This is a genomic window from Streptomyces sp. NPDC107546 (genome assembly GCF_055639175.1).
In genome coordinates this window covers 39,817-53,936 of record NZ_JBVKBA010000016.1, presented here as the reverse complement: position 1 = coordinate 53,936, position 14,120 = coordinate 39,817, and the positions used below count along the sequence as shown (strand labels likewise).

The window sequence follows — 14,120 nt, the reverse complement described above, 5'->3', positions numbered from 1 at the left end:
CGTTTCTTGACCGGTTCTTTACTTGACGGTCTCGGCGACCAGGCGCTCCACGGCGTCGACGGCCTCGCCGACGGCGGCCGGGTTCTGACCGCCGCCCTGGGCGACGTCCGGCTTGCCGCCACCGCCGCCGCCGAGGGTCTTGGCGGCGGTGCGGACCAGGTCACCGGCCTTCAGACCGCGCTCGCGGGCGGCCTCGTTGGTGGCGATGACCGTGAGCGGCTTGCCGTTGTTGACGGTGAACAGGGCGACCACGGCGGCGCGGCCGCCCTGGATGCGGCCGCGCACGTCGAGGACCAGCTTGCGCAGGTCGTCGGGCGTGGTGCCGTCCGGAACCTGACCGGTGACGACGGCGACGCCGTGGACGTCCTTGGCGGACTCGGCGAGTCCGGCGGCGGCCTGGAGCACCTTCTCGGCGCGGAACTTCTCGATCTCCTTCTCGGCGTCCTTCAGCCGGGCGAGCATGCCGGAGATCTTCTCGGGCAGCTCCTCCGGGCGGCCCTTGAGCAGCTCGGTGAGCTGGTTGACGACCGTGTGCTCGCGGGCGAGGAAGTTGTAGGCGTCCACGCCGACCAGGGCCTCGATACGGCGCACACCGGAGCCGATGGAGGACTCGCCGAGCAGCTTCACGAGGCCCAGCTGGGCGGTGTTGTGCACGTGGGTGCCGCCGCACAGCTCCTTGGAGAAGTCGCCGATGGTCACCACGCGGACGCGCTCGCCGTACTTCTCGCCGAACTCGGCGATGGCCCCCTGCTTCTTGGCCTCGTCGATGCCCATGATCTCGGCGTGCACGTCGAGGTCGCGGGCCAGCACCTCGTTGATCTTCTGCTCGACGTCGGTCATCACGACCGTCGGGACGGCCGACGGGGAGCCGAAGTCGAAGCGGAAGCGGCCCGGCTGGTTCTCGGAACCGGCCTGGGCGGCCGTGGGGCCGAGCGCGTCGCGCAGGGCCTGGTGGGTGAGGTGGGTGGCCGAGTGGGCGCGGGCGATGGCCTTGCGGCGACGGGTGTCGATGGTGGCGTGGGCCTTGGCCCCGACGGTGACCTCACCGACCTGGACGACGCCCTTGTGGACGTAGACGCCCGGGACCGGCTTCTGGCAGTCGCGGACCTCGATGACGGCACCGGAGTCGACCTTGATGCGACCGGTGTCCCCGATCTGGCCGCCGCCCTCGGCGTAGAACGGGGTGCGGTCGAGGACGATCTCGACCTCGTCGCCCTCGGTGGCGGCCGGGGAGGACACGCCGTCGACCAGGATGCCGACGATCGTGGACTCGCCCTCGGTGTCGGTGTAGCCGATGAAGTCGGTCTCGCCGGCGGTGTCGGCGATCTCGCGGTAGGCGCCGAGGTCGGCGTGACCGGTCTTCTTGGCCTGGGCGTCGGCCTTGGCGCGCTCCCGCTGCTCCTTCATCAGACGGCGGAAGCCGTCCTCGTCCACGGACAGGCCCTGCTCGGCGGCCATCTCCAGGGTGAGGTCGATCGGGAAGCCCCAGGTGTCGTGGAGCAGGAAGGCCTTGTCACCGGGCAGCACGGTGGAGCCGGCGGCCTTGGTCTCGGCGACGGCGGTGTCCAGGACGTTCGTGCCGGCGTTGAGCGTCTTGAGGAAGCGGGACTCCTCGGCGAGGGCGACCTTCTCGATGCGCTCGCGGTCGGTGACGAGTTCGGGGTACTGCTGGGCCATCATGTGGATCACCACGTCGGTCAGGTCCTTGACGACCGGACCGGTGGCACCCAGCAGGCGCATGTTGCGGATGGCGCGGCGCATGATGCGCCGCAGGACATAGCCGCGGCCCTCGTTGCCGGGGGTGACGCCGTCGCCGATCAGCATGGTGGCGGTGCGCATGTGGTCGGTGACCACGCGCAGCGAGACGTCCGAGTCGTGGGCGTCGCCGTAGCGCACACCGGTCAGCTCGGTGGCCTTGTCGATCACGGCCATGGAGGTGTCGATCTCGTACATGTTCTGCACGCCCTGCAGAATCATGGCGAGCCGCTCGAGGCCGAGGCCGGTGTCGATGTTCTTGCTCGGCAGGTCCCCGAGGATCTCGAAGTTGTCCTTGCCGGTGCCCTCGCCGCGCTCGTACTGCATGAAGACGAGGTTCCAGATCTCCACGTACCGCTCGTCGTTGACGGCGGGGCCGCCCTCGACGCCGAACTCGGGGCCGCGGTCGTAGTTGATCTCGGAACAGGGGCCGCACGGGCCGGGGACGCCCATGGACCAGAAGTTGTCCTTCATGCCGAGGCGCTGGATGCGCTCGGCGGGGACGCCGACGACGTCACGCCAGATCCGCTCGGCCTCGTCGTCGTCCTTGTAGACGGTGATCCACAACCGGTCGGGCTCGAGGCCGTAACCGCCCTTGTCCTGGGGCGTGGTGAGCAGCTCCCAGGCGAGCTTGATGGCGCCTTCCTTGAAGTAGTCGCCGAAGGAGAAGTTGCCGCACATCTGGAAGAACGTGCCGTGCCGCGTGGTCTTGCCGACCTCTTCGATGTCGGGCGTGCGCACGCACTTCTGCACGCTGGTGGCGCGCGGGTAGGGCGGCTTGACCTCACCCAGGAAGTAGGGCTTGAAGGGCACCATGCCGGCCGGGACGAGGAGCAGAGTCGGGTCGTCCGCGATGAGCGACGCCGAAGGGACGACGGTGTGACCGCGCTCCTCGAAGAAGCTCAACCAGCGGCGGCGGATCTCAGCCGACTCCATCAGTGGTCCTCATTCCGGTTGTACGAGTACGTCGTGGTCTCGACGTACTTCGGGCTGTTGCGGTTCTCGATGGCGGCGTACCGCCGGGGTCCGGGGAGTTCGGGCTCGACGGCGGCGTTCAGACCGAGCGCGTCGCCGAGTTCGGCCTCCCGCCGGTTCATGTTGTCGCGGACGTCGAAGGCGAATTCCACCGCGCGGTCCTTGAGCCGGTGGCCGGCCTCGATCGCCTTGTTCGCCGCTGTCGCGGCCAGGCTCTCGGGGGTCAGCTGCTTCAGCTTGCGATTGACCTTGGTGGTGGCCCACACACCGGCGGCGACGCCTGTGGTGAACCAGAACGTACGGCGGAACATTCGCTAGTCCTTCTTCCGCTTCGCCCGTCGCGGGGACGGGACGGTGCGGCCCACGATCACGGTACGTCGGGGGGCCTTGGCGGGCACGTTCTCCCGGCGGCCGGCGATCGCCTGGCGTACGCCGTAGCCGAAGGCCGCGACCTTGACCAGGGGGCCGCCGAAGGTCGACGCGACGGTCGTCGACAGTGCGGACGCGTTGGAGGTGACCTCCTGGACGTCCGACGCGATGGCGTCGACCCGGTCGATCTGGGTCTGCGCGGAGCGCACCGCGGCGGAGGCGTCGGAGAGCAGCGGGACGGCCTGGTCGGTCACGTCCGCCACCAGCTTGGTGGTCGCCTTGAGCGTCTGGGCCAGCCTCGCCAACGCCACGGCGAGGAAGGAGACCAGGATCGCCCAGAAGACGGCCACCAGGATCCCGGCCACTTCTCCACCGGACACCGTTGTGCACCCGCTCCCTGGAACGTGCCTGAACATCGAAAAGTCGGTTCCCCGAGCCTATCGCGCCCGGGCGGCCGCTCCGTACCGGATTAGAGGTGCGGGCGACGGGCTCGGGGAGAGCCGATGCGCGAAAGCCCGCCGTCCGCCCGCCCTGAAGGGGCGGGAAGACGACGGGCTCTGCGGGGGTGGGAGTGCTACGTCCGCCGGAAAGTGATCAGCGGGCGTAGTACTCGACGACGAGCTGCTCGTCGCAGATCACCGGGATCTCCTTGCGGTTCGGCTCGCGGTCCAGGCGGAACGCCAGGGCCTTGAGGTTCACCTGGAGGTAGCGCGGGGTCTCGCCGTCGGGGGCGAAGCCACCCTCGCGGGCGACCTGGAAGAGCGCCTTCTCGCGGCTGCGCTCGCGGACCATCACGACGTCGTCGGGGCGGACGCGGTACGACGGCTTGTCGACCTTGTGACCGTTGACCTCGATGTGGCCGTGCACGACCATCTGGCGGGCCTGGTAGATCGTGCGGGCGATGCCCGAACGCAGGACCAGCGCGTCGAGACGGCGCTCGAGCTCGATGATCAGGGCCTCACCGGTCTTGCCCTGGACCTTGGAGGCACGCTCGTAGGCGCGGACGAGCTGGCGCTCGGACACGTCGTACTGCGCGCGCAGACGCTGCTTCTCCAGCAGACGGACCTTGTAGTCCGAGTTCTGCTTGCGGCCACGACCGTGCTCACCCGGCGGGTAGGGGCGCGCCTCGAAGTACTTGACGGCCTTCGGGGTCAGCGCGATACCGAGGGCACGCGACTTCTTGACCTTGGGGCGGGACTGGTTCGCCATGAACCAAACACCTCGTGTTTCTGTGTGTAATCGGCTTCACCAGGGTTAGGGGAGGTCGCATCCGCAGCCGGGGAAACCCTGCGGGTCCGCGTGGGACCTGCCGGGCAGCCGCTCCCCTGGTCTGGGCACATACGTGCAGCACGCGAGTGGCCCACCGACCGTGCCCGGGCTCCGGGTGGTGGTGGGCTGCCCGCGACACCGTTCGACGGTGCGCGACGCTCCTGGAGCCCCGTGCCGTACGGCGGTGGGGTTCCGGCTGGATGTCCCGCTCTGGTGGTGCCGGACCCTTTTGAGGTGCCGAACACGGGACGCAGCGCTTCGAGCAATTCTACAGGCCCGCTAGGACCGCCTGCGACCGAGGTGCTTGCGGGTCCACTCCACGGCGTCCGCGTACCGCGCCTCGGCGCCGTGCCGGGTCGGGGTGTAGTACTCGCGGTCCTTGAGGGCGTCCGGGGCGTACTGCTGGGCGGCGATGCCCTCCGGCAGGTCGTGCGGGTAGACGTACCCCTGGGCGTGGCCGAGCTTGGCCGCGCCCTTGTAGTGGCCATCGCGCAGATGCGGGGGCACGGGGCTGGCCAGCCCCTTGCGGACGTCCTCCAGGGCCGCGCCTATCGCCATGGTCGCCGCGTTCGACTTCGGAGCCAGGGCGAGGGCGATGGTGGCGTGGCTGAGGGTGAGCGCGGCCTCGGGGAAGCCGATCATGGCGACGGCCTGGGCGGCGGCGACGGCGATCGGCAGCGCGTTCGGATCGGCGAGGCCGATGTCCTCGCTGGCGGAGATCATCAGGCGGCGGGCGATGAAGCGGGGGTCCTCACCGGCCTCGATCATCCGGGCCAGGTAATGCAGGGCCGCGTCGACGTCGGAGCCGCGGATGGACTTGATGAGCGCGCTGGCCACGTCGTAGTGCTGGTCGCCGTCGCGGTCGTACTTCACGGCGGCCCGGTCGACGGTCTCCTCCAGCGTCGTGAGGCCGATCTCCGTCTCACCCTTGTCCAGGGCGGCTCCCGCGGCGGCCTCCAGGGCGGTCAGGGCGCGCCGGGCGTCGCCGCCGGCGATCCGCAGCAGGTGGTTCTCGGCGTCCTCGGGGAGCGTGACGGCGCTCTTTAGGCCCCGCTCGTCGGTCAGTGCCCGGCGGATCAGGCCGCGGACGTCGTCGTCCGTGAGCGGTTCGAGGGTGAGCAGGAGCGAGCGGGACAGCAGCGGGGAGATCACCGAGAAGTACGGGTTCTCTGTGGTCGCCGCGATCAGGGTCACCCAGCGGTTCTCGACGGCGGGGAGCAGGGAGTCCTGCTGGGCCTTGCTGAAGCGGTGGATCTCGTCCAGGAACAGGACGGTCTCCTTGCCGAAGCCCCCGCTCGCGCGGCGGGCGCCGTCGATGACCGCGCGGACCTCCTTCACGCCCGCGGTGATCGCCGACAGCTCCACAAACCGCTTGTTGGTGGCCTTGGAGACGACGTACGCCAGTGTCGTCTTGCCGGTGCCGGGCGGGCCCCACAGGATCACCGAGGAGGGCCCGGCGGGGCCGCCGCCCCCCTCGCCGACCAGTCTGCGCAGCGGGGACCCCGGCTTGAGCAGGTGCTGCTGGCCCACCACCTCGTCGAGGGTGCGCGGGCGCATGCGGACGGCCAGGGGACTGGCGCTCGGGTCCTTCTCCTGGCGTTCTTCTGCGGCGGCGGTGAACAGGTCGGGCTCCACGAGGGAAACCCTAAGTCACGGCACTGACAACGCCCCGGGGCCCGGGGCTCAGGCCCAGAGCTGGCTGCCCCACCGGGTCAGGATCAGCATGGCGATGACGCCGCAGTGCGTGACCGGCAGCACCCAGGTGAACTCGCCGAGGAAGTTCTTCACCGGGCGCGGGGCGCGCAGGAAGTCGTTGCGGACGTTGAACGAGGTGACGTACCAGAACATGGTGATCGTGGCGACCCAGGCCAGCGAGCACCACAGGCACAGCGCGTTGATCCGGTACAGCGACTCGAACTGCAGCCAGGTGACGAAGCCCACGCCGAACAGCGTGCCGAAGTTGAAGGTCAGCCAGTACCAGCGGGGGAAGCGGGCACGAGCGAGCAGGCTCATGCCGACGCAGACGACGATGCCGTAGCAGACGAGGCCGAGCATCGGGTTGGGGAAGCCGAAGGCGGCGGCCTGCTTGCTCTCCATCACGCTGCCGCAGGACACGATCGGGTTGATGCTGCAGCTGGGGGTGAACGTCTTGCCGCTCACCTTGCCCTCGAGGATCTTGAACTTGTCGATCGTGATGACCCACGCGGCGAGCAGACCGGCCGCACCGGTGATCACCAGCAGCAGGCCGAACGCGCGGCTGCCGCCCACTGTGCCGGGCGTGTGCGTACTCGCCGGCTCGGTGGATCCGGTGGAGACGTCCCTGACTGTCGTCTTGCTCATCACGCCGCTTCCGATGCTCGAGAGGTGGACCTGCGGGGTTGGGGTCATTGTGCCGCACGCGCGCGCGTGTCCACCGTTCGTTGGACATAAGGAAGTACGCGCGGTCGTCCCGGAGCGTTCGGTTCGGACCGAGGCCCGTCGTGTGATCACAGGGTGGTTCCGGCGAGGGGCGCGCGAGCGTGGCGCTCGAAAGGGGGAATCGTCCGGCAGGACGAATCGGCGCCCGCGGAGTTGACGGGGTCGGGAGGCGGTACGCGACTTCGCGCGCCTCCAGCGTTCGAGAGCGGGGCCTGGGGGCGCAGCCCCCAGAAGGAGACCACCCGGTCTCCACCCCCGGTGGCGTCAGCCCAGGCGGGACTCCAGTTCGGCCACGATCTCGTTCACGCCCACCGCCACCTGCTCCCCGGACTCCATGTCCTTCAGCTGCACCACGCCCTCCGCGAGATCGCGCTCACCGGCGACGATCGTGAAGCGGGCACCGCTGCGGTTGGCGTTCTTCATCGCGCCCTTCAGCCCCTTGCCGCCGTACGCGAAGTCCGCCGCGACACCGAGCTTGCGCAGCTCCGTGACCTTGGCGAACAGCACACGGCGGGCCTCCTCGCCCAGCGGGACCGCGAACACGCTGGTGGCGGCCGGGAGTTGCAGCTCGATCCCCTCCGCCTCCAGCGCCAGCACCGTACGGTCGACGCCCAGCGCCCAGCCCACCGACGGCAGCGCGGGGCCGCCGATCATCTCGGACAGGCCGTCGTAGCGGCCGCCGCCGCCCACCGCGGACTGCGAGCCCAGGCCGTCGTGCACGAACTCGAACGTCGTCCGCGTGTAGTAGTCCAGACCGCGCACCAGCTTGGGGTCGTCCTCGAAGGCCACGCCCGCAGCGGTGATCAGCTCGCGGACCTCCTCGTGGTACGCCTTGCACGCGTCGCACAGGTAGTCCCGCAGCAGCGGCGCGCCGTCGAGCTGCTTCTGGACGGACTCCCGCTTGTCGTCGAGAACCCTCAGCGGGTTGATCTCGATGCGGCGGCGCGTGTCCTCGTCCAGGTCCAGGCCGCGCAGGAAGTCCTGGAGCGCGGAGCGGTACACCGGGCGGCACTCCTTGTCGCCCAGCGAGTTGAGCAGGATGCGGAAGTTCCTCAGGCCCAGGGAGCGGTACGCCTGGTCCGCCAGGATGATCAGTTCGGAGTCGAGGGCCGGGTCCTCGGCGCCGATCGCCTCCGCGCCCACCTGCGAGAAGTGGCGGTATCGGCCCTTCTGCGGGCGCTCGTAGCGGTAGTACGAGCCCGAGTACCAGAGCTTGACCGGCAGGTTGCCCGCCTTGTGCAGGTTGGCCTCGAGGGCGGCGCGCAGCACGGACGCCGTGCCCTCGGGGCGCAGGGCCAGCCTGTCGCCGCCCTTCGTCTCGAAGGCGTACATCTCCTTCGTCACGATGTCCGTGGACTCGCCCACGCCGCGCGCGAACAGTTCCACGTTCTCGAAGCCCGGCGTCTCGATGTAGCCGTAGCCGGAGTTGCGCAGCGGCGCCGCGATCGCCTCGCGGACGGCCAGGTACTTGGCGGAGTCCGGCGGGATCAGGTCGTACGTGCCCTTGGGGGCCTTGAAGGTGCTCACGGAAGGTCTCTCGTCACATTCCTCGTCGGGGAGCCTCCTGGGCTCCCTGGCCGGCGGCCACCTGCCGCAGATACGGGTTGGTGGAGCGCTCCCGGCCGATGGTCGTCTGGGGGCCGTGGCCGGACAGCACCACGGTCGAGTCGTCGAGCGGCAGGCACACGCGGGCCAGCGAGTCGAGCATCTCGGCCATGTCGCCGCCGGGCAGGTCGGTGCGTCCGATGGAGCCGGCGAACAGCAGGTCGCCCGAGAAGAGGATCGGCGGGATGTCCGCCGCCTCGGGCAGGCCGAAGGTCACCGACCCCTTGGTATGGCCGGGCGCGTGCGCGACGGACAGCTCCAGACCGGCCAGCCGAAGGGTCGTACCGTCGGTCAGCTCCTTGACGTCGTCCGGCTCCCCCACGGTCAGCTCGCCCATCAGCGGCATACCGATGGAAAGCCCGAGGGCCTTCTCCGGGTCGCTCATCATGTACCGGTCGTCGGGGTGGATCCACGCCGGTACGTCGTGCGCGCCGCACACCGGGACGACGGAGGCCACGTGATCGATGTGGCCGTGGGTGAGGACGACCGCGACGGGCTTGAGCCGATGCTTCGCGAGCGCGTCCTCGACTCCCCGGGCGGCCTGGTGGCCGGGGTCGATGATCACACACTCCTCACCCGCGGCGGGGGCGACCAGGTAACAGTTGGTCCCCCAGGCCCCGGCGGGGAACCCGGCAATCAGCACGATCGTCCTTCGTTGTGTCGTACGGGCGTCACTGGCTGTGGGTCAGAGCCTACCGGCGCTGCCGATTCCTCAGCGAACCCATATACGGTACGGGGCACACGCATGCGGTCGGCACACCAGACGCACGCGTACCGGTCGGCGGATGAGACGCATGAGGAGAAAACCCCGTGGTCAGCCAGGAACAGCGGCGGCGACAGCTCGCCCGGGAGAAGTTCTTGCGGCAGCAGCAGCGGCGTACGGAGGCGCGGCGCAAGGCGCGGATGCGCAATTCCGTGATCGCGTCGGTCCTCGGCGTGTTGCTGGTGGGCAGTGTGGTGTCGTACACGGCCGGGGTCTTCAAGAACGACGACAAGAAGGCCAACGCGGGCGCCGAGGTGTCCCCGAGCGCCGCCCCGACCAGCAAGGCGCCGGATCCCTGCGCGAAGCCCGCTCCGGGCAAGGTCAAGTCGCTGAGCTGGAAGAAGGAGCCGGCGATGACCATCGACACGTCGGCGAAGTACACGATGAAGCTGGCGACCACGTGCGGTGACATCGGCATCGCGATGAAGACGGCCGCGGCCCCCCACACGGTGAACTCGTTCAACTTCCTCGCCGCGCAGGGCTTCTTCGACCAGACCAAGTGCCACCGGCTCACCACCAACGGCATCTACGTGCTGCAGTGCGGCGACCCGAAGGGCAACGGCACCGGCGGTCCCGGCTACACCATCCCGGACGAGAACCTGAAGGACAAAAGCCTGAAGGGGAACGTGTATCCGGCGGGGACCGTGGCCATGGCCAACCAGTACAACGCCTCGACCAACCAGGGCCGCAACACCGGCGGAAGCCAGTTCTTCCTCGTCTACCAGGACAGTCAGTTGCCGCCCAACTACACCCCGTTCGGCACCATTGACGCCGCCGGCATGAAGGTGCTGAAGAAGATCGCCGCCGCAGGCGAGAGCACGGGCGCGGGCGACGGAACGCCGAACGCGACCGTCGTGATCAACAAGGCGACGGTGACGAAATCCTGAACGTCAACAGCTGAATTTCGGTCGCGCGGGATGCGGACAGCCGCCCCGCCGGTCGCCTATGTTGGCCGTGACGAAACTGTGGACGATGCCCGGGGGCGCTGAGGCTCCTCGCAGGCATCATGTGGAGGAGGCGCTGTGAGCAGCGACCCGTGGGGCCGCGTCGACGAGACGGGGACCGTGTACGTGCGGACGGCCGATGGTGAGAAGGTCGTCGGTTCCTGGCAGGCCGGCTCCCCGGAGGAGGCGCTGGCCTACTTCGAGCGCAAGTACGAGGGCCTGGTGGTCGAGATCGGCCTCCTCGAGAAGCGAGTGCAGACCACCGACCTGTCGGCGAAGGACGCCATGGCCGCCATCGACCACCTGCGCGAGCAGGTGGACGCCCATCACGCGGTCGGTGACCTGGACGCGCTGCGCGCCCGCCTGGACAAGCTCGTGGAGATCGTCGAGGCCCGCCGTGAGGAGCGCAAGGCACAGCGTGCCCGGCAGTCCGACGAGGCCCGCCACGCCAAGGAGGCGCTGGTCGCGGAGGCGGAGCAGCTGGCGCAGTCCGACCAGTGGCGGGCGGCCGGTGAGCGGCTGCGGTCCCTGGTGGACACCTGGAAGGGGCTGCCGCGGCTCGACCGGAAGTCGGACGACGAGCTGTGGCACCGCTTCTCGCACGCGCGGTCGGCGTTCTCCAAGCGTCGCAAGGCGCACTTCGCGCAGCTGGACGCACAGCGCGAGGAGGCCCGCAAGACCAAGGAGAGGCTGGTCGCCGAGGCCGAGGCGCTGTCGGGTTCGACGGACTGGGGGCCGACGGCGGCGCGCTACCGCGAGCTGATGGCCGAGTGGAAGGCCGCCGGCCGTGCGCAGCGGGAGCACGAGGACGACCTGTGGAACCGGTTCCGCGGTGCGCAGGACGTGTTCTTCGCCGCGCGCAGCTCGGTCTTCGCGGAGCGGGACGCCGAGCAGGCCGAGAACCTCAAGCTCAAGGAGGAGCTGGCCGAGGAGGCGGAGAAGCTGCTGCCGATCGCCGACCTGAAGGCCGCGCGGGGCGCCTTCCGCTCGATCAACGAGCGCTGGGAGGCCATCGGGCATGTGCCGCGGGACGCGCGGGCGCGAATCGAGGGCCGGATGCACGCGGTCGACCGGGCCATCCAGGAGGCCGAGGAGGCCGAGTGGCGGCGTACGAACCCGGAGGCGCGGGCGCGTGCGGAGGGCCTGACCGGTCAGCTGCAGGCGGCCGTGGACAAGCTGCGGGCGCAGATCGAGCAGGCCAGGTCGGCGGGCAACACCGCGAAGGCCGAGAAGCTGGAGAGGGAGCTGGAGGGCCGCCAGGCGCTCCTGGACCAGGCCCTGAAGGGCCTGCAGGAGTTCGGCGGCTGACGGCCGACTGAAAAGGGGCTCTCGTACCTCGGTACGAGAGCCCCTTTCGTGTGCTGCGCGTCCGGTTACGGCCGGCGGGCCGAGGTGACGCGGTAGACGTCGTAGACGCCCTCCACGCCCCTTACCGCCTTCAGGACGTGGCCCAGGTGCTTCGGGTCGCCCATCTCGAAGGTGAAGCGGGAGGTGGCGACGCGGTCGCGGGACGTCTGGACGGCCGCCGAGAGGATGTTCACGTGCTGGTCGGACAGGACCCGGGTGACGTCCGAGAGCAGCCGCGAGCGGTCCAGCGCCTCCACCTGGATGGCGACCAGGAAGACGGAGGACTGCGTGGGCGCCCACTCCACGTCGAGGATGCGCTCCGGCTCGCGCGACAGTGACTCCACGTTGACGCAGTCGCTGCGGTGAACCGATACGCCATTACCTCGTGTGACGAAGCCGATGATCGGGTCACCGGGGACGGGCGTACAACAACGGGCCAGTTTGACCCAGACGTCCTCGACGCCCTTGACGACCACACCCGGATCGCTGCTGGCACGCCGCTTGCGGCCACGGCCCCGCGACGGCGGAACGGCCTCGTCGATCTCCTCGGTGGCCGCCTCCTCGCCGCCGAGCGCCTGCACCAGCTTCTGCACGACGTTCTGGGCCGCGACATGGCCCTCGCCGATCGCGGCGTACAGGGACGAGATGTCCGGGTAGCGCATCTCGTGGGCGAGGGTGACCAGCGAGTCGCCGGTGAGGATGCGCTGGATCGGCAGGTTCTGCTTGCGCATCGCCCGCGCGATCGCCTCCTTGCCCTGCTCGATCGCCTCGTCACGCCGCTCCTTGGAGAACCACGCCCGGATCTTGTTGCGGGCACGCGGCGACTTCACAAAGCCGAGCCAGTCGCGGGAGGGGCCCGCGCCGGGCGCCTTGGAGGTGAAGACCTCCACCAGGTCGCCGTTGTCCAGGGTGGATTCCAGTGGCACGAGCCGTCCGTTGACCCGGGCTCCTATCGTCCGGTGGCCGACCTCCGTGTGGACGGCGTAGGCGAAGTCGACCGGGGTGGCGCCGGCCGGCAGCGCTATCACGTCGCCCTTCGGGGTGAAGACGAAGACCTCGTTGCGGGACAGGTCGAAGCGCAGGGACTCCAGGAACTCGCTGGGGTCCTCGGTCTCCTTCTGCCAGTCCAGCAACTGCCGAAGCCACGCCATGTCGTTGATGGCGTCCTTGTCCTTGGCGCTCGAACGCGGCGTGTCCGTACGCACCTTGGAGGCGCCGGCGACGGCCTCCTGCTTGTACTTCCAGTGCGCGGCGATGCCGTACTCGGCGCGGCGGTGCATGTCGAACGTGCGGATCTGAAGTTCGACCGGCTTGCCGTTGGGCCCGATGACCGTCGTGTGCAGCGACTGGTACATGTTGAACTTGGGCATCGCGATGTAGTCCTTGAACCGCCCCGGAACCGGGTTCCAGCGGGCGTGGACCGTGCCCAGTGCCGCGTAGCAGTCGCGGACCGTGTCGACGAGGACGCGGATGCCCACCAGGTCGTAGATCTCCGCGAAGTCACGGCCGCGGACGATCATCTTCTGGTAGACGCTGTAGTAGTGCTTGGGGCGGCCGGTGACGGTCGCCTTGATACGGGCGGCGCGCAGGTCGGCCTGGACCTCGTCGGTGACGATCGCGAGGTACTCGTCGCGCTTGGGGGCGCGCTCGGCGACCAGGCGGACGATCTCGTCGTACATCTTGGGGTAGAGGATCGCGAACGCGAGGTCCTCCAGCTCCCACTTGATGGTGTTCATGCCCAGGCGGTGGGCGAGGGGCGCGTAGATCTCCAGGGTCTCGCGCGCCTTCTTCTCCTGCTTCTCGCGCTTGAGGTAGCGCATGGTGCGCATGTTGTGCAGTCGGTCGGCGAGCTTGATGACCAGGACGCGCGGGTCCTTGGCCATGGCGACGACCATCTTGCGCACGGTCTCGGCCTGCGCCGCCTCGCCGAACTTGACCTTGTCCAGCTTGGTGACGCCGTCGACGAGGAGGGCCACGGTGTCGCCGAAGTCGCGGCGCAGCTGGTCCAGGCCGTACTCGGTGTCCTCCACCGTGTCGTGCAGCAGGCCCGCCATCAAGGTGGCCGGGTCCATGCCGAGCTCGGCGAGGATGGTGGTGACGGCGAGGGGGTGCGTGATGTACGGGTCGCCGCTCTTGCGCTTCTGGCCGCGGTGCCAGCGCTCGGCGACCTGGTAGGCGCGCTCGATCTGGCGCAGCGTGGAGTTCTCGATCTTCGGGTCGTTGCTGCGCACTATCCGCAGCAGCGGCTCCAGGACCGGGTTGTACGGGTTGGCGCGCTGCACGCCGAGCCGGGCGAGGCGGGCGCGGACGCGGTTGGAGGAGCCGCTGCGGGCGGGCGGGGACGGCGTCGCGCGGACCGCCGGAGTGTGCTCGGGAGGGGCCGGCTTGGGGCGCGGCTGCTCGGCCGCCTGGTCCGCGGGCGCCGACTGGGCGTGCTCCACCGTCCCGTGCGGGGCGTTCTTCGCGCTGCGCGCGGGGGTGGCCGCGGCCTTCGACGCGGGGTCGGGCTTGGCGGCGGTCAGTGGCTGGGCCTCGTCTGGCAAGAGGGCTCCTCGTGCGCGATCCGGGTCCCCCGGTCAGGCTCCGGAGCACCCATGGTAGCGATCCCGGGCTCCGGGCTCGCCCTGAGGCCGCAGGACGGCCTGTTATGGAAGAAACGCACGAGGCGGGCCCCG

11 protein-coding genes and 1 pseudogene are annotated in these 14,120 nt (G+C 69.6%); 3 read left to right on the top strand and 9 right to left on the bottom strand.

The window, feature by feature from the left end; genetic code table 11:
- Positions 1 to 18 precede the first annotated feature (18 nt).
- The 6 genes from alaS to ACZ7L1_RS23415 all read right to left on the bottom strand — a co-directional run bounded on the left by alaS (position 19) and on the right by ACZ7L1_RS23415 (position 6,708).
- Positions 19 to 2,691 carry an alanine--tRNA ligase gene (gene alaS, locus ACZ7L1_RS23440; protein WP_471439826.1) on the bottom strand — a complete coding sequence of 891 codons (2,673 nt, stop codon included), beginning with the start codon at positions 2,689 to 2,691 and terminating at the stop codon, positions 19 to 21.
- Complete coding sequence (locus ACZ7L1_RS23435; RefSeq protein WP_471439825.1) at positions 2,691 to 3,041, bottom strand: hypothetical protein; 351 nt, start codon at positions 3,039 to 3,041, stop codon at positions 2,691 to 2,693. Before ACZ7L1_RS23435 ends, alaS begins: the two co-directional genes overlap by 1 nt.
- Positions 3,042 to 3,044: 3 nt before the next feature.
- Positions 3,045 to 3,515, bottom strand: coding sequence for a DUF948 domain-containing protein (locus ACZ7L1_RS23430; RefSeq protein WP_471439824.1), 471 nt, complete (start codon positions 3,513 to 3,515; stop codon positions 3,045 to 3,047).
- A gap of 178 nt (positions 3,516 to 3,693) precedes the next feature.
- A complete protein-coding gene (gene rpsD / locus ACZ7L1_RS23425) occupies positions 3,694 to 4,308 on the bottom strand; it encodes a 30S ribosomal protein S4 (protein WP_103842665.1) in 615 nt (204 codons plus the stop codon).
- A gap of 339 nt (positions 4,309 to 4,647) precedes the next feature.
- Positions 4,648 to 6,003, bottom strand: a complete 1,356-nt coding sequence (locus tag ACZ7L1_RS23420; protein ID WP_471439822.1) for a replication-associated recombination protein A — start codon at positions 6,001 to 6,003, stop codon at positions 4,648 to 4,650.
- 48 nt (positions 6,004 to 6,051) lie between these two features.
- Entirely contained in the window at positions 6,052 to 6,708 is a 657-nt protein-coding gene (locus tag ACZ7L1_RS23415; RefSeq protein ID WP_471439820.1) for a vitamin K epoxide reductase family protein, read from the bottom strand.
- 159 nt (positions 6,709 to 6,867) lie between these two features.
- On the opposite strand from ACZ7L1_RS23415, the pseudogene ACZ7L1_RS23410 reads away from it, so the two are divergent.
- Positions 6,868 to 6,976 (top strand): annotated as a pseudogene (locus tag ACZ7L1_RS23410) (ABC transporter ATP-binding protein); the annotation flags it as partial.
- A 74-nt stretch (positions 6,977 to 7,050) separates the two neighbouring features.
- Here ACZ7L1_RS23410 and hisS read toward each other — a convergent pair.
- Together hisS and ACZ7L1_RS23400 are read right to left on the bottom strand one after the other, a co-directional pair.
- A complete protein-coding gene (hisS, locus tag ACZ7L1_RS23405) occupies positions 7,051 to 8,313 on the bottom strand; it encodes a histidine--tRNA ligase (RefSeq protein ID WP_471439819.1) in 1,263 nt (420 codons plus the stop codon).
- A gap of 13 nt (positions 8,314 to 8,326) precedes the next feature.
- Positions 8,327 to 9,034, bottom strand: coding sequence for an MBL fold metallo-hydrolase (locus tag ACZ7L1_RS23400; RefSeq protein WP_471439817.1), 708 nt, complete (start codon positions 9,032 to 9,034; stop codon positions 8,327 to 8,329).
- A gap of 167 nt (positions 9,035 to 9,201) precedes the next feature.
- On the opposite strand from ACZ7L1_RS23400, the gene ACZ7L1_RS23395 reads away from it, so the two are divergent.
- Complete coding sequence (locus tag ACZ7L1_RS23395) at positions 9,202 to 10,041, top strand: peptidylprolyl isomerase (RefSeq protein ID WP_471439815.1); 840 nt, start codon at positions 9,202 to 9,204, stop codon at positions 10,039 to 10,041.
- 135 nt (positions 10,042 to 10,176) lie between these two features.
- On the top strand, positions 10,177 to 11,406 hold the full coding sequence (locus ACZ7L1_RS23390; RefSeq protein WP_471439814.1) for a DUF349 domain-containing protein: 1,230 nt from the start codon (positions 10,177 to 10,179) through the stop codon (positions 11,404 to 11,406).
- A 65-nt stretch (positions 11,407 to 11,471) separates the two neighbouring features.
- Here the strand turns inward: ACZ7L1_RS23390 and ACZ7L1_RS23385 are convergent, their stop codons facing one another.
- Entirely contained in the window at positions 11,472 to 13,988 is a 2,517-nt protein-coding gene (locus tag ACZ7L1_RS23385; protein ID WP_471439812.1) for a RelA/SpoT family protein, read from the bottom strand.
- Positions 13,989 to 14,120 lie beyond the last annotated feature (132 nt).